Consider the following 20842-nt stretch of genomic DNA (forward strand, 5'->3'; position numbering starts at 1 on the left):
GCCGTGACCACCCGGACGGAGGCCCCGTCGGCCGCCGGCGCCGCGACGGACCTGCCGTACCGCGCCCTGCTGCTGGTCACCCTGGTCCCGGCCGTGCTGCTGCTGGCCGCCGTGGTGCGGCTGCCGTGGGCCGGCGACCTGGGGATGCACGCGGCCGTGGTGGAACGGCTGCGCGCGGACCCGCTGCACCCGGGGCATCCGCTGGTGGATGCGGACGTGCCCAGCCCCTACTACTCGCCCTGGATGGTGCTGCTGGCGCTGCTCGCGGCGGCGACCCGGGCGAGCGCGCTCGCCGTGCTGCACCTCTCCGCGCTCGCCGGGCTCGTCGTGCTGGGCACCGGGGTGCGGGCGTTCGTCCGGACGCTGACCGGCCGGCGCGCGGCGGTGCCGCTGGCGCTGCTGTGCGTCCTCTTCCTGTACGGCACCCGGCTGTTCGCCTGGAGCGGGGTGCCCGGCCTGACCTCGCTGGCGCTGACCGTCGCCTATCCGAGCACGCTGGCGCTGGGGCTGGCGCTGCATCTGTGGGCCCTGCTGCGCCGGGCTGTGGGAGAGCGGTGGGGGACGGTCCGATTTCTGGGGCTGGGGCTGCTGCTCGCTCTGGTGCTGCTGGTGCACCAATTCACGGGGGCCGTCGCGGTGTTGGGGGTGGTGTCGGTGCTTCTCGGGGCGCGGCCTTTCCCTGCGCGCGCTGTCTGGCTCCGGGTGGGCGCCGGCGCGCTGCTCGCCGGCGCGGTGCTCGCGGCGTGGCCGTACTACCCGTTCACCGCGCTGTCCGGGGCCGACGGCCTGGAGGCGATCCACCGGCCGCTCTACCAGCATCTGGTGTCCAAGTTCTGCCTGGTGGCCCTGGGGCTGGTGGCGCTCTGTGCGCGATGGTGGCGGGACCGGCGCGATCCGCTGGTCCTCCTGTTCGCCCTGGGCGCGGCGGTCTTCGCGGCGGGCGGGCTGACGGGCCACTGGTCGTGGGGGCGGATCCTGCCCGCCGTGCTGCTCCCCGCCCAACTGGCCCTCGCGGTGGAGGCGGCCGGACGGACCGGCCGCCGGGCGGGGCCGCTGCTCGCCGGGGCGACCGCCGTCGCCCTCCTGGCCGGGGCGTACGTCCAGGCCGGAGCCGTGGCCTACGCCCTGCCGGCCCGCGCCGCCCGGATCGTCCGGGCACACGTCCCGTCCATCGCCCCGTGGCCGTCGTTCACCTGGGCGGCCGCGCGGGTGCCGGCCGGGGAGACGGTCATGACCGACGACTACCACGCGCTGCGGATGCTGCCCGCCTACGGGCCGTACACCGTCGCCCCCGCCTACCCGGACGTGTTCCTCACCGACGAACGGGAGCGCAGGGCGGTGACACGCCGCTATTACGCGCCGTCCGCCACGCGCGCGCAACGGCTGGGCGCCCTCCGGGAGTACGGGGCGCGCTGGGTGCTGCAGAAGGACGGCGGGCCCGGCCTGCCGCCCGACGACCCGGCCCTGCGGTGTGCCGCCCGGGGCCCCGGAGGACTGATGTTGCTGGAGGTACAACGATGAGTGCGCCGGACGACGGGCCTCCGTCCCGGGACGGCTTCGCGCGCTGGATCACCGGCCGGGCCTCCTGGCCCGTCCTGGCGGCGGCCCTGCTGGTCTATGTGCTGAGCGCCGGGCGGATGCTGGGCGTCCGCCGGGCGGGCATGGACAACGCAGTCGTCGTCCGGGCCGCCCGTGCCCTGCTGGAGGGCGCCTCGCCGTATGCGGACAAACGGTTCCTCTATCTGCCGGGCGCGGTGTTCGCGGCGCTGCCGCAGGCGCCGTTCGGCAACGCGACGCTGTCCCGCGCGGTGCCGTTCGCCACCGCCGCCCTGGTGCTCGCCGGCGTCGCGCTCGCCCTGCGGATCTTCGACGTCCGGGCGGACAGCCGGCTCGCCGCCGCCCTGACCGCCGGACTGGGCCTCTTCCTCCCCTTCCAGAGCATCGTCCACCTGGGCAACTGGACGGCAGCCTCGGCCGTGGCCTTCCCCGCCGCACTGCTGCTGGCCCTCCGCGGCCGCTGGACCGCGGCCGGCGTCACCGTCGGCCTGGCCGTCGCGCTCAAGCCGATGCTCGTGCCGCTGCTGCTGCTCTTCGTCCTCGCCCGGCGGTGGCGGGCGCTGACCTGGGCGGTGGCCCTGCCCGCGGCGATCTCCCTCGCGGCGGCGCTCGCCATGCCCCGGCCGGGGCTGTTCCTCACCAAGACGCTGCCGTTCCTGCTGCACGGCCAGGACGACTACGCCGCGCCCTTCGACGCCTCGTGGACCGCCGTCCTGCCCCGCCTCGGCGTCCCCCACCACCTGGCGTTCGTCCTCGCCGCCTGCGCCGCCGCGGCGGTGCTCGCGGTCGCCCGGCTGCGCTGGCGGCGCGGCGGCGACGAGGCGCTGCGGCTCGTCGAGTGCGGGGCGCTGCTGATGCTCGCCGCGTTCCTGGTGTCCCGGCCGTCCTTCCTGCACTACGCCCTGGTGATCGTGCCGGCGCTGGTCGCGTCGGTGGTGGTGCGGGGTGCCGCCGCGCGCTCGGTGTGGTTCTGGATGGCCCTGCTGCCGCAGCTCGCCGGGGTGTCCTGGCCCGAGCTGGGGAGCGCGCGGCGGCACGCCTTCAAGGACATCGTGATGTTCACCGGGATGGCGGCGGTGCTCGCGGTCAGCGCCTGGCGGAGCCGTCCGCGGACCGCCCGGACGGTGACTGTCAGTGGTGCCGTCTACTCTCTGAGTAGTGATCCGGGTCCCCGGGATCCTTCCGAGATGAGGTGACTTGTGCCCGCCGCGCCCCCGCGTCCCGTCCCCGACGTCAGCGTCGTCGTCATCGTCCACAACGACGAGGACCGGCTGCCGCGCGCCGTGCGGTCCGTCCTCGGCCAGTCGCTGCGCAACCTCGAAGTGATCGTCGTGGATGACTGCTCCACCGACGGCACCCCCGAGCAGGTGCGTCGGCTGGCCGCCGCCGACCCGCGGGTGAGCGGCCTCCGGCTGCCCGTCAACAGCGGCGGCTGCGGGGCGCCGCGCAACGCGGGCATCGACGCCGCCCGCGCGCCGTACCTGATGTTCCTCGACAGCGACGACGAACTGCCGTACCACGCCTGCAAATCGCTGCTGCTCACTGCCGAACGGACCGGCGCCGACCTGGTGACCGGCGAGGTCACCCGGTTCTACGAGGCCACCGGCACCACCGGCCTCTGGTACCCCCGCCTGTTCTGCGAACCCCGCGTCGTGGAGGGCATCGAGTCGGCCCCCGAGTACTTCCTCGACCACCTCTCCACCAACAAGCTCTACCGCGCCGGCTTCCTCGCACGTCACCGGCTGCGCTTCCCCGAGGACATCCACTACGAGGACCTGTACTTCAGCGCCCGCGCCTACACGCTCGCCGAACGCTTCGCCGTCGTCCCCTGGTCCGTCTACACCTGGCGGCTGGCCGCCGACCCGGCCACCCTCTCCATCTCCTCCAGCCGGCACCGCATCCGCAACGTCGAGGACCGCATCACCGCCTCCCGGCTGACCGACGCCTTCCTGGAGGAGGTGGGCCGCACGGCGCTCAGACCGGCCAAGGACGAGGCGTTCCTCCGCCACGCCCTGCGGCTCCACCTCGGCGACCTGCCGTTCCGGGACCGGCGGTGGACCGAGCGGTTCGCGGAGGTCGTCACCCCCTTCCTGGCCGACATCGACCCGAGGGCGGTCGAGGCCCTCCCCCGGGAGCAGCGGATCTGCCAGTACCTGCTGAGCGCCGGGCGCCTCGCCGAGGCCGCCGAGTGCGCGCGCACCCTCGACCGGCCGCGGATCGCCCCGCGCCACGTCGTCCGGCACCAGGGGCGCACCTACTGGGGCGGCACCGCGCCCGCGGACGCGCGGGAGGCCGCCGCGCTCGACGTCACCGACTGGCACCTGGACGCCCAGCCCTTCACCACCGGCCCGCTGCGCCACGAGGTGACGCTCGTCGAACCGCACGGCACCCGGCTGCGGATCACCCTGCGCACCTACGACCCGGGCGGCCTGCTCGCCGGGCCCGCCGACGTCACGGCCGAACTCCGCGTCGCCGCCCGGGCCGCCCCCCTCGTCATCCCCTTCGGCTACGCCCCGGCGCCCGACGACGCCGGTGTCCGCAGCGCGGAGCTCGTCCTCGACCTGGCCCGGGTGCCGCTCGGCCCCAAGGGCTTCACCGGCCGGCGCCATCCGGTGGTGACCCTCGGCCGACTGGGGCTGCGCCGCACCGATCCCGTCCTCGCCCCCACCGGCCGGCCCGCGCTGCGGACCCGTGTCGGCGGGCACGACGTCCGCGTCGGCTGCGAGGACGGGGGCCCGGGACGGCTGGAGATCCGGTGGGAGCGGACCGGCCCGCGGGCCCGCGCCGAAGCCCTGGCCCCGCACCTGGAACCCGTCCGCGCCCGCTGCGCGCGGCTGGCCCGCCGCGCCACCGGGCCCGGCGCCAAGGCGCTCGTCTCCCACGAGCTCCACCGGCTCCCCGTCGACGAACAGCTCGTCGTCTTCGAGGCCCTGGAAGGCCGCGGTTACGCCGACAGCCCCCGCTACATCCACGAGGAGCTGCTCCGCCGCGACCTCCCGCTGTACGCCGTCTGGTCGTACACCGGCAGCCGGGCCGGCTACCCGAAGGGCGTACCGCTGGTCCGGCGCGGCAGCTGGGAGTACGTCCGGACGGTCGCCCGCGCCCGCTACTGGATCGACTCGCACGGCTTCCCCGCCCACATCCCCAAGCACCCCGGCACCCGCTACCTCCAGACCTGGCACGGCCAGGCGCTCAAGCACATGGGCTACGACGCCCCCGAGCTGCGGCTCGCCGGGCCCGCCCGGCGGGCACGGCACCGGGCCATGGTCGACCGCTGGGACGCCCTCATCGCCCCCAGCGAGGAGTTCGAACGCACCTTTGTGCGCGGCAACGCCTACGGCGGCGAGCTGCTGCGCACCGGCCTCCCGCGCAACGACGTCCTCGTCCGGTGGAACGAGCCCGCCCAGCGCGAGCGCGCCGCCGCCGCCCGCGAGCGGCTCGAAATCCCCGACGGGAAGAAGGTGCTGCTCTACGCGCCGACGTTCCGCGACGGCGCGCGGGCCAGCGGCGAGTCGATCCGGGTGGACCTGGAGGAGCTGGTGCGCCGGGTGGGAGACGAATGGACGGTGGTGGTCCGGCCGCACTACTACGAGCGGTTCACGGTCGCCCGGGAGGTGGGGCACGCGGTGCGCGACGGGCGGGAGTTCGCCGACCTGAACGACCTGCTGCTGGCCTCGGACGCACTCCTCACCGACTACTCGTCCGTGATGTTCGACTACGTCAACCTGGGCCGGCCGGTGCTGCTCTACGCCGACGACTACCCGGCCTACCGGTCCACCCTGCGCGGCACCTACTACGAGCTGACGGACATCGCGCCGGGGCCGCTGCTCACCGGGACCGGCGACCTCGCCGCGGCGCTACGGGACCTGGGCGCCGTGCGGGAGGAGTGGGCGGGGGCGTACGAGCGGTTCCGGGCGCGGTTCAACCCGTACGAGACCGGGCGGGCCGCCAAGGCCGTGGTCGACCTCTTCTTCACCGGGGGCGCACGATGAACCGGCCGCCGGGGAGCCGGGGTTCCGCCGCCTCCCGCCGCAACCTGTTCCTGGTCGGCATCGACGTGGACTCGATGGGCGGCTCCCAGCGGGTCCTGCACACCCTCGCCCAGGGCTTCGCGGAGCGCGGGCACCAGGTGGAGCTGATCGGCATCCGGCCCAGCCCCGAGCCGCACACCTACCACGCGCGCCCCGCGTACCGCCGGGCCACGCTGCACCGCATGCCGGCGGCGCCCGCCCGGGACGCCGTCACCCCGGCCGAGCGGCTGCGGCCGTCCCGGCTGCGGGCCCTGCGCGCCGCGCGGCGGGACGGGGAGCGGGCCCGGGAGCGGCTCGCCCGGCGGTTCGCGGCCGTGCCGCACGGCTACGTCGTCATCGGGTCGCCGTGGGCGGCGGACTGGCTGCGGACGGTGGACCACCGGCACCTGAAAGCCGTCGGCCAGTACCACGAGTCCTTCGCGCAGGCCGCGGCGTCCGCCAACCTCCGGCTGATCCTGCGGCACTACCCGGCCCTGGAGAAGGCGGTGTTCCTCAGCGAGCCGGACGCCGAGGAGTTCCGCCGCCGGCGTCTGCCCAACGCGGCGGTGGTGCCCAATCCGCTCCCCTTCGCCCCCGGTCCGCCGGCGCCGCTGGACACCCGGTGCGTCGGCGCGGTCGGCCGGCTCGATCCGGTCAAACGGCTCGACCGCCTCGTCGACGCGTTCGCCGCGGCCTGCGCGGGGCGGCCGGACTGGGAGCTGCACTTCTTCGGGGACGGCCCGGAGGAGGCGGCCCTGCGGGAACGCGCCGTACGGCACGGGATCGCGGAACGGGTCCGCTTCCGGGGCACCGTCCGCGACATGGCCGCCGCCTACCGGGAGCTGTCCGTGGTGGCGCTCACCAGCGAGTGCGAGGGCCGGCCCATGGCGCTGACGGAGGCGTCCGCCTGCGGGGTGCCGTGCGTGAGCTTCGATCTGTCGGGCGGTGTGCGGGAGTTGGTGGACCACGGGCGGACCGGGGTGCTGGTGCCGCCGGGGGACGGGGACGCTCTGGCCGCGGCGCTGGGGGAGCTGGTGCGGGACGCGGGGCTGCGGGAGCGGTACGGGCGGGCCGCGCGGGAGCACGTGGCGCCGCTGGCGCTGCCGAGGGTGCTGGACCGGTGGGAGGAGCTGTTCGAGGAGGTGGACCGGTGAGGGCGGGGCATGGGAGTGGTCTTCGGTGGTGTCTTCGCATGGTTCGGAAGGTGGGGGACGGGCGCGGCCTGCGGTGGCGCCGGAAGGCGGGTGCGGGGTGCGGTGTCCGGTCTCGTTGGTGCCGGGGCGGTTCCTCGCGGCGTCGGTGGGAGCGGGTGGCGGGGGTCTGGTCCGGGTGGGGTGCGGCGGGTCCGTTCCGGTCGTTCCCGGGGTTACGGACGGGGGGGTCGGCGGCGGCGGAGCCGACTTGCGGCCAGGAGCAGCGCGCACCGCAGTCCGGCGGCGACCCGCAGGGAGAGCGAGCCGTTCGCCGCCGCGTACGGGCGCACCAGCAGCAGCCCGTGGCGGGCGCTCGGCAGGGCGCGGCGGCCCAGGGTGCCGCCGGCCGCCCGGACGGTGGTGCGGATGACGCCGCCGTGCGCGCAGTGCAGCCGGACCCGCAGGTCCCAGGTGCGCGGCCGCCCGCCGTGCCCCGGCGCGGCCAGCGGGGCCAGGCCGACCCACAGCCGGGCGGTCCAGTCGGGGCCGTCGGGCGAGAGGGAGGCGCTGACTTCGAGCGTCGTGCCGCCGCCGCGCGGCCGGAGTTCGAGGTCCACGGTGTGCGGGCGGGCCGTGGCGAGCCGTCCGTAGAGTTCGTGGACGCGCAGCCGGAGTTCGGCCCGGGGCGGGCCGGTCAGCAGGCGGAGCGTGGCGTCGACGGTTACCGGCAGCCGGCGGGCGGGCGCGGCGCCGGGGCCGACGAGGCCGTCCAGGGTGACCGCGGGCAGGTCGTCCGCCCAGACGGGACGGTCGCCGGCCCGGGCGTAGGGCGGCAGCAGCCGGGCCGGGCGGGCGGCGAGCTGGGCGAGGCGGTCCAGGTCACGCGGGTCCGCGGCGGCCAGGACGACCCGGGCGATCCAGCGGGCGGGGGCCCGGGCCGCGGCCAGTTCCGCCTCGGCATAGCCGGTCAGGCACTCGCGGGTGGCGCGCCACCAGGCGTGCCGGTAGCCGTCGCCGCGGGCGGGCAGCTCCCGGACGTACATGCGCAGGTCGTGGTCGAGGAACTTCACCCGGGCGGCGTGCGCGAGCGGGTCCCGGCCGGCCGCACGGTAGATCTCCACCCCGCGCCGGTGGGCGCGCAGCCGGGCGTGCCAGTTGCCGATCCGGTCCCGGTCCAGGGAGATCGACGGCCGGCGGGCGCCGCGCCGCACGTGCCAGACGTAGACGGTGTCGGGGACGGTCGCGATGCGGGGGGCGGCGGCGAGGAGGCGGGCGCTGAACACGAAGTCCTCGTAGGGATAGGCCCCTTCGGGGAAGGTGACGCCGTGCTCGGTGAGGAAGCGGCGGTCGTAGAGCTTGTTGACGCAGAGGGTGTCGTGGAGGAGCGCGGGGTGGTGCTCGGGGGAGCGGTGCAGGGCGGCGGCGCGGTAGAGGCCGGGCTGCCAGCGGGTGTCGAGGCGCTGGGGGAGTTCCCGGCGTACGCACAGGCCGGCGGCGACGGGCGCGTCATGGCGGAGGGCGGCGGCCAGGAGCGTCTCCGCGGCGCCTTCGGGGAGGACGTCGTCGCTGTCGAGGAACATCACATAGGGCGTCCCCGCGGCCCGGACGCCGTCGTTGCGCGGGGTGCCGCAGCCGCCGCTGTTGACGGCGCGGTGGACGACCCGGAGCCGGGGGTCGCGGGCGGCCAGCCGGTCGAGGACGGCGCCGGTGCCGTCCGTGGAGGCGTCGTCGACGGCGATGACCTCGGCGACGGCGGGACCTTGCGCGAGGGCCGACCGCACGGCGGTGGCGATGTGGGAGGCGTCGTCGTAGCCGATGACGATCACGGTGACGAGGCCGGTGGGCAGGGTGCCGGGAGCGTATGGCAGGGCAGGGGTTCCGCTCTCGTTCACTGTCACGAAAGACATTTTTATCGGTCAAGAGGGATGAATCGGGTGATTCTGGGTCCGGGTGTGCCGGGCGCGGGTCGCTGATCACGGACGGGGTCGTTGATCGTGGACGGAAGGGGGAGGCGATGGTGCGGGGGCCATTGCGCGCGGTGCTGACCGGGCGGGGCGGTTCCGGGGCCGCGGCCGGGGACCGCGCGGACGTCGGAGACGGTGCCGGAGAGGGCGTCGTCGGGAAGGGGGGCGGCGCGGGAGCGGCGGCCGGGCCGGTGCCCGGGGCGCGGGACGGCGGGCGCGATACGCCGCCCGGGCGGGCGCGGGGGCGGCCGGACGGGACGGCCGGCGCCGGCGGCGCGGGCCGCGCGGGCCGCTCGCGTGCGGCGATGGCGGCCGTCCTGCTGCCGGCCGGGGTGATGGTCGTCCTCGGTCTGTGGGGGCTGGATCGCGGGACCGTGTGGCGCGACGAGGGGGCCACCCTTCAGGTCGCCCGCCGGTCGCTGCCGGAGCTCTTCAGGCTGCTCCGCGACATCGACCTCGTCCACGGCATGTACTACCTGCTGATGCACGCCGTCGTGGCCGTGCACGACGACGAGGTGACGCTGCGGCTGCCCTCCGTCGTCGCGGCGGCCGGGACGGCGGCGCTCGTCGCCGCGATCGGGTGCCGGCTCGCGCGGCCCCGGGTGGGGCTGTGGGCCGGGCTGGCGTACGCGGTCACCCCGTTCGTCGGGCACTACGCCCAGGAGGGGCGCTCCTACGCGCTGGTCGCGGCGGGCGCCGCGGGGGCCACCTGGCTGCTGGTGCGGGCCGCGGAACAGGGGACCGGGCTCCGCTGGGCCGGCTACGGGGCCGCCGTCGCCGTCACCTCCCTGCTGCACGAGTTGGCGATCCTGCTGCTCGCGGCGCACGGGCTGACCCTCCTCGCCTCCCGGGTGCCGTGGCGGACCTGGCGCGGGTGGCTGTGCGCGGCTCTCGCCGCGTGCGCGGCGGCGGCTCCGTTGGCGGTGCTGTCCCGGCGGCAGAGCGCGCAGGTCTCCTGGATCCGGACGCCCGGATACGCGGAGGCGAAGGGGCTCGTGCTCGCCTTCACGGGCCCCACCGGCCTCGTCGCCGGCGTGACACTGGCGCTGGCCGTGCTCGCCCTGGTGGCGCCGCTGCCGCGGACCGGCCCGCCCGGGGCGCGGCGGCTCCCGCTGAACGCGGTGGCCCTGCCGCTCGCGGCCGTACCGCCCGTCCTCCTCTACGCCGCGTCGCAGCGCACGCCCCTGTTCCTGGACCGGTACCTGCTGTTCAGCCTGGCGGGTGTCCCGCTGCTGGCCGCCGCGGGGCTGGAGCGGGTGCTGGGGGCGCTGCCCGGGCGGCGGGCGGTGGCGGCGGCCGGGGCGGTGCTGGTGGCGACCGGGTTCCTGTGGCAGCTGCCCCAGCAGCAGCGCGAACGGCTGCCGGGCAGCCGCGGGGACGAACCGGCGGGGGTGGCCCGGGCGCTCGGGCGGCTGGCGCGGCCGGGGGACGCGGTGCTGTTCCTGCCGCACCACGAACGGCGGATAGCCCTGTTCTACCCGGAGGAGTTCACCGGCCTGCGAGACCTCACCCTCGGGCGCTCGGCCGCCGCCTCCGGCACGCTCTACGGGGAGGAGACCGGCGCGGCGGAGCTGCGCGGGCGGCTGGCCGCGCTGCCGGCGGACCGGCCGGTGTGGGTGGTGTCGGACACGACCACCGTCGGCGGCCGCTGGTTCCGCGCCCAGCGCGCGGAGACCGCCAAGACCCGGGTGCTGGCGCAACTGTGCCGCGAGCGGCCGGAGTCGACGGTGTACGTGCGCGGGGGCTCGGTCTCGGAGTACCGCTGCGGCCCGCGGCGGGGGCGGGGGCCGTGACCGGCGGGGAGGGGCGGCCGGCGCTCGTCCGGCCGCCGCTCCCGGCGGGTGTCGCGCTACTTCACCGCGCCCGCCATCACACCGCTGACGAACTGCCGTTGGAAGGCGAAGAACACCGCCAGCGGCACGATCATGGAGAGGAAGGCACCCGAGGCGAGGATGTCCACGTTGTCGCCGAACTGCCGGACCTGCTGCTGGAGCGCCACGGTGATCGGGGGGTTGGCGCTGTCCGCGAAGATCAGCCCGACCAGCATGTCGTTCCACACCCAGAGGAACTGGAAGATCCCCAGGGAGGCGATGGCCGGGCCGCCCAGCGGCAGCACCACCCGGAAGAACAGCCGGAACTCGCCCGCGCCGTCCAGCCGGGCCGCCTCCAGGAGTTCGCGGGGGATCTCGGCGAAGAAGTTGCGCAGCAGGAAGATGGCGAACGGCAGCCCGAACGCCGTGTGGAAGAGCACCACGCCCACGGTCGTCTCGAAGATGCCGAGCGTGTTGAAGAGCTTCGCGACCGGGATGAGGGCGACCTGGACGGGCACCACGAGGAGGGCGACGACGGCCATGAACCACCAGTCCCGGCCCGGGAAGTCGAGCCAGGCGAAGGCGTAGCCCGCGAACGCGCCGACGAGGATCACCAGGACCGTCGCCGGCACGGTGATGAAGGTGGTGGTGAGCAGCGAGTGCATCACCTTGTCGTTGTGGAACAGAGTGTCGTAGCTCGACGTCGTCAGCTGCCCGGGGTGGCTGAAGACCTTCCACCACCCGGAGGCCGCGATGTCCGACCGGTCCCGGAGCGAGGAGAGGAGCAGTCCGACCGTCGGCATCAGCCAGAACAGCCCGACGGCGACGAGGAAGAACCGGGTGACGCCGCCGCCGAGGCGGGAGGCCAGCCGGGCGGGCAGGGACCGCCGGCGCCGCACGGAACCGACGGAGGGCGCGGGTGCGCCGGTGAGGGGGTCCGCAGTGGTCATCGCCGCCGCTCCTTACGCATGCGCCGGATGTTCACGATCACCACCGGCAGCACCAGCAACAGCAGAAGCACGGCGATGGCGCTGCCCAGCCCCTGGTTGACGGCCGTGCCGAAGGACGACTGGTAGAGCTGGAGCGCCAGCACGTTGGCGTCCGGCAGGCTGGAGCCGGGGGCGATGATGTACACGAGGTCGAAGATCTTCAGGACGTTGATCACCAGCGTGATGACGACGACCCCGAGCACGGGCGCCAGCAGCGGCACCGTGACCCGGCGGAAGACCTGCCACTCGTTGGCGCCGTCCACCCGGGCGGCCTCCAGGAGTTCGCGGGGCACGCCCGCCAGGCCCGCCGCGATGAGCACCATCGCGAAGCCGGCCCACATCCAGATGTACGCGCCGATGATCGAGGGGGTGACCAGCGTCGGGCCGAGCCATTCGGCGCCGCCGTAGCGCTCGGCGAAGTTGCCCGCCGGGAGCCGCAGCCGGGCGCCGTCGGCCTTCGCCGGGAGCGTGAACGTCCCGTCGTCCGCGGTGGTGGCGGAGGCCACCGTCCGGCCGTCCCGCACGGCCTGCACGGTGATGCCCGACAGGGCCTTCTCGCCCTGGTCGATCCGGCCCGGCGTGCCGCCGCCGCCCCGGACGAAGTCCAGCCAGACGGTGCCCGTCACCTTCCCGGGCTCGGGCCGGGCGGCCACGGCGTCGCGCGCCCCCTTGGCGTCCTCCGGCTTCACCGCCACCAGCGGCACCGCCGCCGGACTGCCCTGTTTCAGTACCGCCTTGGAGGTGAACGAGCCGTCGGAGGCGGCGGCCAGGTCGCCGTTGGGCCGGGGCCGGGCGCCCGGGTAGGGCGCGGGGTCGGAGAAGGTGTCGTGGATGCCGACCCAGACGGCGTTGGCGACGCCGCGGTCCGGGTCCTGCTCGTACACCAGGCGGAAGATGATGCCCGCGGCGAGCATGGAGATCGCCATCGGCATGAAGACGATCATCTTGAACGCCGTTCCCCAGCGCACCCGTTCGGTCAGCACGGCGAAGATCAGGCCGAGGACGGTGGCGATGCTGGGGGCGACGACGACCCAGATGACGTTGTTCTTCAGGGCGGTGCGGATCCGGTCGTCGGAGAAGACCTCGTGGTAGTTGTCCAGCCCCACGAAGCCGTCGCCCGAGGCGTCGAAGAGGCTGCGGTGGACGGACCAGCCGATCGGATAGACGACCAGCGCGCCCAGCAGGGCCAGCGCGGGCAGCAGGAACACGGCGGCCACCCAGGGGCGGGTGCCCAGGACGGTCCGCCGTCCCCGCTGTTTGCGCGCCGGCGGCACGGTGCCGGGGCCCGGTGGGACCCCCGTCGTGACGGAGCTCATGGGACCGGGCCCGTCAGTTCTTGAACGCCTTGGCCGCGTCGGCCTCCAGCCGCTGCTGGATGCCCGCCACGTCCGCCGGGTTCCGCAGGAAGTCCTGGAGGGCCTTCCACTCGCCCTGGCCCGGCTTGCCGCCGAAGGCCGCCGGCGCCTGGTCCGACATGTCGAACCGGAACGCGTCGCCGGACCGGACCAGCGCCTTGGCGATGGTCCGCTGGGTGTCGTCCGGATAGGCGGCGAGGTCCAGGTTCTTGTTGCCCGAGATGAAACCGCCCCGGTGGGCCCAGACCTGTGCCGCGTCCGGCGAGGCCAGGAACGTCAGCAGCGCCTGCGCGGCCTGCCCGTCCTTGAGCGCCACGCCCACGTCGCCGCCGGTGACCACCGGGGCCCGGTCGCCGACCTTCGGGAACGGGAAGACCTTGGCGTCCGTGCCGATCTTCGCCTTGGCCGCGGTGATGTTCGCGGCGGCGAAGTCCCCCTCGTAGACCATGGCGGCCTTCGCCTTCTCGCCGCCGCTGAACGTCTGGGTGACGGAGGTGGGGAACTGTGTCTGGAGCGCCCCGCTGTTGCCGCCCGCCAGCAGCTCCTTCTTGCCGAGCAGCTGCCCCAGCGTGGTGAGGGCGTCCTTGACGGACGGATCCGTCCACTTGATCTTGTGGGCGGCCAGCTGGTCGTACTTCTCGGGACCGGCCTGGGAGAGGTAGATGTTCTCGAACCAGTCGGTGAGCGTCCAGCCGTCCGCGCCGCCGACGGAGACCGGGGAGACGCCGTAGTCGGCGATCGCCTGGGCCGTCTTCAACAGCTCCGGCCAGGTCGCCGGCTCCTTGACGCCCGCGGCGTCGAAGATCTTGGTGTTGTACCAGACCAGCGACTTGTTGCTGGCCTTGAAGTAGACCCCGTACGGCTTGCCCTGGTGGGAGCCGAGGTCCACCCAGCCCTTGGCGAAGTTCTTCCGCAGCTCCGCCGTGGCCTCGGTGGAGAGCGGTTTCAGCCAGCCCTTCTCCGCGAACTCGCGCAGGGCGCCCGGCTGTTGCAGGAGTGCGACGTCCGGCGGGTCGCCGCCCGCGACCTTCGAACCGATGAACGCCGACATGTCGTCACCGCTGGGGACGTACGACACCGAGGCGCCGGTGCGCTTGGCGAACTCGTCGAGGACCTTGGTGAAGTTGGCCTGCTCGGCGCCGGTCCAGACGGCGGTCACCTTGATCTTCTGCCCGTTCAGCTTGGGGAGCCGGACGGTGTTCGGTATGACGTCCGAGGAGCCGGACGCGGTGGCGTTCGGCTTCCCCTCGTCCTTCTCCCCGTCGCTGTCACCGTCACCGCCGCAGGCCGCCGCCGACAGGGCCAGGGCGCCCGAGGCCAGTACCGCCAGCGCGCCGCGCGCCACGCGGTTCCTCCACAGCGTTGTACGCATTGCCGTCCCTTCCGTGCCCGGTCGCAGCGGACGGCCGCCCCGTACGTCGTCCCCCGTACGACCGCACTCCCGTGCGACAGTCCTACGCCGCACCGGAGGTGCCCGCAATAGCGGCTCCGGTGTCAACTAGCCGATCGTGACCGGGATGTGATGTCGCGTGGGCGACGGTCGGAAACGGCCGGGGAGGAGTGGGAACGGTGGGGTGGAAGGGTCCGGAAGGTGCCGTTGGCGCCGGTTCCGCCCGGGGTGTCGGCGGGGGCTTCCACGGCTGGGGCCGGTGCCGGGGCCAGGGACGGGGTACGGGGTGGTGGTGGGCGTCCGCCGGGCCGCGCGCCGGTGATCGCGGTGGCCCGGCCCGGCCCACCACCGGCACCGGCATCGACGGCGGCGCGCGGCCGGTCTCGGCGCGGCGCCGCTACCGTCATGTGCCCGCGGTGACGCGGGTCCGGTCTTGGTGCGGCGCCACCATCGGCATGTGCCCGTGGTGATGGGGGCGCGGCACCGCGCCCGCGTCACCGCCGGCTCACAGCAGGGGCGGCGCCGGGCGGGCGCCCGCCGACTGGGCGGCCCGTTGCAGGGCGCTGGCGAGCAGGGCCAGGTCGGTCGGGCCGTTGCCCAGTTCGCGCACCGGCCGGCGGGTCGGCGGATCGCCCATGCGCTGCCAGTCCAGCGGGACCACGGTCGGGCGGAGCGTCGCCGTCCGGGGGATGCGGCCGGTGACCCGGCCCGCCTGGAACGGGGTCACGGCCTCGTCGTCGGGACGGCGCAGCCGGCCGCGGCCGGGGGCCGGTCCGCCGTCGCCCTGGGCCCCCGCCTCGGCCGGGGCGATCTCCAACGCCGCGCGCAGCGCCGCCCGTTCGGCGGCTTCCGTGCCGTCGGTGCGGTCCGGGCGGCCGGAGGCGGCTACCAGGTGGATGCCGAGCCGCTCACCGTCCCGGGCGACGGCCTCCAGGGCCCGGACCACCGAACCGGCGGCCGGCCGGCCGGTGCTGCCGAGGGCCGGCGCGACCAGGGCGTCGTAGTCGTCGACCAGGACGACGAGCCTCGGCAGCGCGGTCTCCGCCGTCCGGGCGGCGCTGTCGCCGCCCCGCGCGGGGCGCAGCCGGAGGGTGCCGGTGGGGGGCGAGTCGAGGTCGCCGGACGACGGGTCGGCAGATCGCCGGGGGGTCACCACCTGGGGCGGCGGCGAGGTGTGCCGCTCGTGCCAGGCGGTGAAGTCGAGCGTGCCCAGCAGCTCGGCGCGGCGTTTCAGCTCCGAGCCGAGGGCCTGCGCGAACTCCCGCATCCGGACCGGGTCGGAGGCGGCCAGGTAGGTGGAGACGTGCGGCAGGTCCGTGCACACGCGCAGGCCCTCGCCGCGTTCGGCCGCCGCGCCGTCCACGAGGACGAGGGAGAGCCGGTCGGGGCGGTCGGCGGCGGCGAGCGAGGCGGCCAGCGAGCGCAGCAGCTCCGTCTTGCCGCTGCCCGGCCCGCCCTCGACCAGCAGGTGCGGGCCGTCGGCCGCCAGGTCGACGGCGAGCGGACCGTGCGGGCCCGCGCCGAGGACGGCGACGGCCCGGCCGCCGGGGCGGCTGCCGGGGTCGGTGGCCTCGGCCCAGCGGGCGGTCAGCGAGGCGGGCGTGGCGCGGGCCAGACCGAGCTCGTCCAGCAGCCGCGCGGTCCTGGGCAGGGCGGCGACGCGCGCCGAACGGCCCGTCGGGTCGGCGTCGGTGACGCGCAGCGGTGCGAGGGCCCGGGCGAACCGCTCCGCCCAGGCGCCGGACACGGCGTCCACGGCGGCCACGACCGAGCCGCCGGGCGGCGGGGCGGAGCCGGACCGGTCGCCCGGCCGCGCCGTCCGCTCGATGACCTGGACCACCGTGGCCACGTCGCCGCCGAGCAGCGCCACCGCGCCGCAGTGCGGGAACGCGGGGGAGCCGGCGGCGGCGGTCTCCAGCGCGGCCGAGACCGGGGAGCTGGCCGTCGTCGCCGGTGCCTCGGCGAGGCAGATCAGGTGGATGCCCGCGGCGGCGCCGCGCGCGGCCAGCCGGGCGACGGTCTCGCGGAGCGCGGACGTGCCCGGGTCGCCGTCCACGATCACCACCGTGTACGGGCCGGGGTGACGGTCGGCCGCCGCCGCGACGTCCTCCAGGGGCGCGGTCGGCCAGCCCGGGCCGAGCGGGCCATCGTCCAGCCGGCGCACCAGCTCGGCGGCGCGTGCCGCGGCCTGCTCCCGGTCATAGGCGACCAGCAGCCGGCAGTCCTGGCCGTAAGCCGGGCGGAGGTGCGGGAGCCAGCCCAGCCAGGCCCACTCCGCCTGCCGCCGGTCCGCGGGACGGGCCGGGTCGGCGGCGATCAGGACGAACTCCAGCACCGACGGCGAGTGCAGGGCCGCCAGGTGGGCGAGGGCGGACCGGGCCAGCCCGGCCAGCCGCCCCCGGGGCCCGGCCAGACCGAGCGAACCGGCCTGCCGCAGGGCGACGGTGACGGGGACGGCGGGCAGCAGGGTACGGCCGGTGGCCGTGTCCGGGGCGGGGGCGTAGCGGTCGGCGGTGCCCAGGCGGACGGTCAGCAGGTCCGCGTGGTCCGGTCCGCGCTCCCACAGGCGCGGGCCCGGGCCGAGCGCCGTGAGCAGCACGGCGGCCGGGTCCGGCCAGCGCTCGCGCAGGCTCGCGGCGTCCGCGGCGGCGCCGCGGGCGTCCGCGCGTCCGGGGCCCGTTTCCGCGGGCACCCCGATGACCGGGGGTTGGGCGGCGTCGACGCCGGTGTCGGCGGTCTGCGGCTGGCGGTCGCCGCGACCGCCGGTGAGACGGCGCGCCCAGGCCGCTATGCCGCGGCCGCGGGGTCGCTTTCCGGGCGCGGGTGAGGGGGCGCCGTCGGGACCCGGCGCGGGTGCCGGGGCGGCGGGGCTTCCGTCCGCGTAAAGGGTCTGGGGGCCGGGGGCGGGAGCGTCTCCGGCGGCCTCGGGTTCGGCGGGGATCCGGGCGGTGACCTGAGGCGTTCGCGCCGCGAGCGCGTCGGTCCGGTGCTGCCCGCCGTGCCCGCCCGCGGTGGGGTGGGCGGTGCCGGAGGCGTCGGACGCCGGGGAACGGAGGTGCGCGGCGCCCCGGTGGTCCGTCGTCGGCGCGGCCGGGGCGTGCGCCGGATCCGCTTCCCGGGCGGTGCCCGGCGTCCGGCCGGCTTCGGATGCCGACGCGGCGTGCGGCCGAGGGTGGCCGGTGGCCCAGGAGGGGCGGCCCGCCTCCGATGGTGCGTCCAGCCCGGTGACGGGAGCGGTGTCCCGGTGCTCTGCGCGGGGCTGTTGGGGGACGTGAGGCGTCGTGTGGCCGGAGTGGCCGGGCAGGTGGGTGGGGCGCGGGTCATCGGCCGTTGAGGTCGCGGCGAAGCGGGCGGTTCCGGTGCTCGTCGTGCCCGTGCCCGTCCTGCCCGTGCCCGCGTCGTGCCGGACGCCGTTCGCGGGCGGGGCGGTCTCCGTCGTTCCGGCGTCCGTACGGCCGGCCGCCGACAGCCCGGCGCCCGACGCGTGCCCCCTGCTCACGGCGCCCGGCACCCCGGCGCCGCTCGCGGTCCTGGCCTGACCGGGAACGCCCGCGCCCGAGGCGGTGCGCCGGCTGTCGGCCGCCGTCAGGTCACCGTGCTGCGCGACGGCACGCCGAGCGGCGTCGAGGGCTTCCGCGCCCTCCGACCGGGAGACGCCGCCGGATGCACCGGCCTCCGCCCCGAACCCGCGCGCGTGCGTGCTGCGTTCGGAGTCGGCGGTCGTGGGAACGCGGGACGCCGCGGAACCCGCGCCGGTCACGCGGTCGCCACGACCGTCGGACGCCGCCGGGGGCGCTCCGGCGTTCCCCGGCAGCCCGTTCGCCGGGCCGGTGGAACGGGCGTCCCGAACGCCTCGCGTCCCGGCCGCGCGGCCGAACGCGTCGTCGGGGCCATCTGGTTCACCGTGAGCCCTTTGGCCGAGGGCGTCTTGAACGCGAGAGCCCTGTCCGGACGTGCCCGCCTGGGGGCCGTCGGGGCTTGCGGCTCCTCGCTGCGGCGCGGGGGCGCCGGCATCGTGGCCGGTACCGGCCGGGGCCGGGCCGCCCGTGCGTGAAGTCGTGGTCCCGGCGCGGCTGTCGGGAGGCGTGGTGCCTCCGTCGGTCGCGTGCCCGGCCTGGCCGGGCCGCTGCTCACCGGAACCGAAACCGGAACCGAGATGGGAACCCGGACCGAAGCCGGAATCGGAACCAGGACGGAAACGGGAGTCGGCCCCGGCCCCCTGGTCCCGACCGCCGTCCCCCCGGCCCGCAACGTGCGGGGACGCGCCCACGTCCGCTGCCCGGGTGCCGTCGAGGCCGCGCGCCCTGTCCGGTGCGGACGGTCCGTGCCCGCGCCCGGCCGCGCCCGACGCCTGGCCGCCGGCGTCCGTATGGCCCGACGCGCCGTGGGCGAAGCCGTTCGCCCGGGACGCGTGCGGCGCCGATGCGCCACCACGTCCCGTGGGGACCCCGGTGCCGGAGTACGCGGCTCCGCCACCATCAGCGGCCATGGCCACGTGGGCCTGGGTACGGGTGTCCGCGGTGGGTGCCTCGTACGGCCGCGCCGATCCGCCGGCCGCCACTCCGCGGCCGTGCGTGCCGTGGTCCTCGCCGTGCGGAGGGCCGGCCGGGCTCGGCGCCCGACCGTCCCCGCCCCCGGCCGCCGCTTCCTCGTGGGCTCCGACCCGGGGCCCGGCGTCCGAATGGGCGGTGACGGGGCGCGCGTCGGAACCGGCGGACACCACCGCCGGGCCTTTGGGAGAGGCATGGGCGCCCATGGTGGACGGGGCGCGGTGCTGCGCGCTTCCCGCTGTCGCCGGGCCGTCGCCGTCGCCGTCGCTTCTCCGAAGCGTGTGGTCCGTGTCCCGGGACGCGCTCGCCGGCCGGTGGGCGGGGACCCGTCCGGCCCGGGGCGCCCCGGTTTCCGGTCCGCGGCCGGCCGCGTTCTCGGCGTTCTCGGGACGGGACGGACGCGGGTCCGCCGCGCGGGCGTCCGCGCCCCTCCCCTCCCCGCCGGGCAGCCCGTGCGTGCGCGGGGCCGCGGCCCCGGAGCGAGGCCCGGCAGCCTGCCCCGGGCGGGGTGCGTCCGGGGCGGGATCGGCCGTCCGTACGGCGGACGCGACGTCGGCTGCCGTGGGGGAGTGGCCGGTTTCGTGGTGCCGACCGGTGTGCGCGGAGTCCGCGGCGGGTCGCCCGCCGGGCACGGCCGGTGCGGAACCCGCGCCGCCGTGCGGGGGTTCGTGCGTCCCGGCCGTCCTGCCTGTCGCGGCGGCCCCGGCGGAGCGTGTGGTGCGGCCGGGCGTCTCCGTGCGCCCTTGGGCGCCCTCGCGCAGGTCCGTCCTGGACGTGGCGGGTCGCCCGCCGGACCCGCCCGGCGTGCTCGACCCGGCCGAACCGGAACCCCCGGCGTCGCGCGGCGACGCGTGCCGCGTCCCGGCGGCGGCCATCCCGCCCGCGCCGCCCGCCGCGCGTCCGCCCCGGGGCCCGGGGACGTCCGTCCGGGTGACGGCCGTCGGACGGTGTGCCCGGGGCGTCACCCGAAGGTGTCCCTCGCCGTCGGGTGATGTGGGGAGGAGGAGGGGGGAGCCGGGCCCGTCCGCCGTCGTGCCGAACGCGGGGGCGGGAGCGGCGGAACGGCCGTCCGTGCCGTCGGGGCCGTGCAGGACCAGGGTCGATTCGCCCGCGCGGAGCAGTGCCCCGGGGCGGAACGGCACGGGGCGTTCGTCGACCGGGGTCGCGTCCAGGGTGGTGCCGTTGGTCGAGCCGAGGTCGTGGAGGGTCACGCGGCCGTCGTCGCCCAGGGTGACCGCGCAGTGCAGCCGGGAGACGTCCGGGTCGTCCACCGGGATGTCGGCCGCCGAGGAGCGGCCGATGCGGACCTCGCCGCCGTGCAACAGGTGCACTCCGCCCGCGTCCGGCCCGGAGACGACGTGGAGCCGGGCGGTGGTCTCCGCCGGCAGGGTGAGGGGCGTGGTGGGGTGCCGCTCGGGGTCGGCGGGGGTGCCGAGGGAGAGCACCGCGCCGTCGATCAGCGGGGGCTCGCCCAGCGCACAGCGGTGGGCGTCCAGCCGCTCGGTGCCCGCGTAGACGGCGACGACCCCGGTACCGAGGTCGGAACCGGCCGCGGCCAGGACGGCGGCCAGGCCGCTCGTCACACCGGCGAGGGCGGTGCCCGCCGGGGCGGTCACCAGAACGTCGCAGGCGTGCGCGGCGTGGCCGCCGAGCGACGGCCCGAGGACGGTCAGCCGGATCTGCATCGGCGTCCACAGTCCCTTCCTGCCCCTGACGCGCCCGACAGGGGCAGGAACTCCCCCACCGGCCGCACGGGCGCTTCGGCACGTACAGGTCACCACGGAGCGCGGGGCCTCGGCTCCGCCCCCACCGCACCGTGCTGCGAGCATCCTCGCACCTGCCACTGACAGCGCGCCCGGCGCAGGCCGATTCGTGATCTTGAAAATCGGCCGGCCCGTGCGGTGTGGTGGGGAAAACGTCCGATCGTGACTGTGGAGTGATCGGATCCTGGGTGACTTTCTTCCTCTCTTCTCCGCTTTCCTTCCTTTGGTGACACGCCCGGTGACGCCCCGCCTGCCTGCCGGAGCCCTGGCCGGAACTCCCGCCACCGCCCGTGGCAACCAACCGTCCCGGAGGCGCGTCT

10 protein-coding genes are annotated in these 20842 nt (G+C 76.3%); 5 read left to right on the forward strand and 5 right to left on the reverse strand.

All coding sequences use genetic code 11. From position 1 onward, the window contains the following. Positions 1–3 precede the first annotated feature (3 nt). The 4 genes from K7I03_RS20370 to K7I03_RS20385 are packed head-to-tail and all read left to right on the forward strand — an operon-like array spanning position 4 to position 6721. Complete coding sequence (locus K7I03_RS20370; protein WP_224347129.1) at positions 4–1521, forward strand: hypothetical protein; 1518 nt, start codon at positions 4–6, stop codon at positions 1519–1521. Next, the gene (locus tag K7I03_RS20375; RefSeq protein WP_185944166.1) at positions 1518–2753 is read left to right on the forward strand and encodes a glycosyltransferase 87 family protein; all 1236 of its coding nucleotides are present in this window, start codon (positions 1518–1520) and stop codon (positions 2751–2753) included. Before K7I03_RS20370 ends, K7I03_RS20375 begins: the two co-directional genes overlap by 4 nt. Positions 2754–2756: 3 nt before the next feature. Beyond that, positions 2757–5549: a bifunctional glycosyltransferase/CDP-glycerol:glycerophosphate glycerophosphotransferase gene (locus K7I03_RS20380; RefSeq protein WP_185944167.1), complete on the forward strand. Its 2793-nt coding sequence runs from the start codon at positions 2757–2759 to the stop codon at positions 5547–5549. Further along, positions 5546–6721 (forward strand): glycosyltransferase, encoded by a 1176-nt coding sequence (locus tag K7I03_RS20385; protein WP_185944168.1) that lies wholly within the window; start codon positions 5546–5548, stop codon positions 6719–6721. Before K7I03_RS20380 ends, K7I03_RS20385 begins: the two co-directional genes overlap by 4 nt. Positions 6722–6933: 212 nt before the next feature. On the opposite strand, the gene K7I03_RS20390 is transcribed toward K7I03_RS20385, so the two are convergent. Next, positions 6934–8592, reverse strand: a complete 1659-nt coding sequence (locus K7I03_RS20390) for a glycosyltransferase family 2 protein (RefSeq protein ID WP_185944215.1) — start codon at positions 8590–8592, stop codon at positions 6934–6936. Between the two features lie 122 nt (positions 8593–8714). On the opposite strand from K7I03_RS20390, the gene K7I03_RS20395 reads away from it, so the two are divergent. After that, positions 8715–10457: a glycosyltransferase family 39 protein gene (locus K7I03_RS20395; protein WP_185944169.1), complete on the forward strand. Its 1743-nt coding sequence runs from the start codon at positions 8715–8717 to the stop codon at positions 10455–10457. A 56-nt stretch (positions 10458–10513) separates the two neighbouring features. Here K7I03_RS20395 and K7I03_RS20400 read toward each other — a convergent pair whose 3' ends face one another. The 4 genes from K7I03_RS20400 to K7I03_RS34510 form a co-directional block, all read right to left on the reverse strand. Further along, positions 10514–11425, reverse strand: coding sequence for a carbohydrate ABC transporter permease (locus tag K7I03_RS20400; RefSeq protein WP_185944170.1), 912 nt, complete (start codon positions 11423–11425; stop codon positions 10514–10516). After that, positions 11422–12780: a carbohydrate ABC transporter permease gene (locus K7I03_RS20405; protein ID WP_185944171.1), complete on the reverse strand. Its 1359-nt coding sequence runs from the start codon at positions 12778–12780 to the stop codon at positions 11422–11424. The genes K7I03_RS20400 and K7I03_RS20405 overlap by 4 nt, the downstream gene beginning before the upstream one ends. A gap of 13 nt (positions 12781–12793) precedes the next feature. Beyond that, complete coding sequence (locus K7I03_RS20410) at positions 12794–14191, reverse strand: ABC transporter substrate-binding protein (protein ID WP_185944172.1); 1398 nt, start codon at positions 14189–14191, stop codon at positions 12794–12796. Positions 14192–14714: 523 nt separating this feature from the next. Then, complete coding sequence (locus K7I03_RS34510; RefSeq protein ID WP_423229690.1) at positions 14715–20444, reverse strand: FtsK/SpoIIIE domain-containing protein; 5730 nt, start codon at positions 20442–20444, stop codon at positions 14715–14717. Between the last annotated feature and the right edge of the window lie 398 nt (positions 20445–20842).

It is taken from the genome of Streptomyces mobaraensis, assembly GCF_020099395.1.
Lineage (GTDB): Bacteria > Actinomycetota > Actinomycetes > Streptomycetales > Streptomycetaceae > Streptomyces.

Coding starts and splice junctions, on each gene's coding strand:
- K7I03_RS20375 (WP_185944166.1), top strand. CDS start 1,518: ATGAGTGCGCCGGACGACGGGCCTCCGTCCCGGGACGGCTTCGCGCGC.
- K7I03_RS20385 (WP_185944168.1), top strand. CDS start 5,546: ATGAACCGGCCGCCGGGGAGCCGGGGTTCCGCCGCCTCCCGCCGCAAC.
- K7I03_RS20395 (WP_185944169.1), top strand. CDS start 8,715: ATGGTGCGGGGGCCATTGCGCGCGGTGCTGACCGGGCGGGGCGGTTCC.
- K7I03_RS20400 (WP_185944170.1), bottom strand. CDS start 11,425: ATGACCACTGCGGACCCCCTCACCGGCGCACCCGCGCCCTCCGTCGGT.
- K7I03_RS20405 (WP_185944171.1), bottom strand. CDS start 12,780: ATGAGCTCCGTCACGACGGGGGTCCCACCGGGCCCCGGCACCGTGCCG.
- K7I03_RS20410 (WP_185944172.1), bottom strand. CDS start 14,191: ATGCGTACAACGCTGTGGAGGAACCGCGTGGCGCGCGGCGCGCTGGCG.
- K7I03_RS34510 (WP_423229690.1), bottom strand. CDS start 20,444: ATGCAGATCCGGCTGACCGTCCTCGGGCCGTCGCTCGGCGGCCACGCC.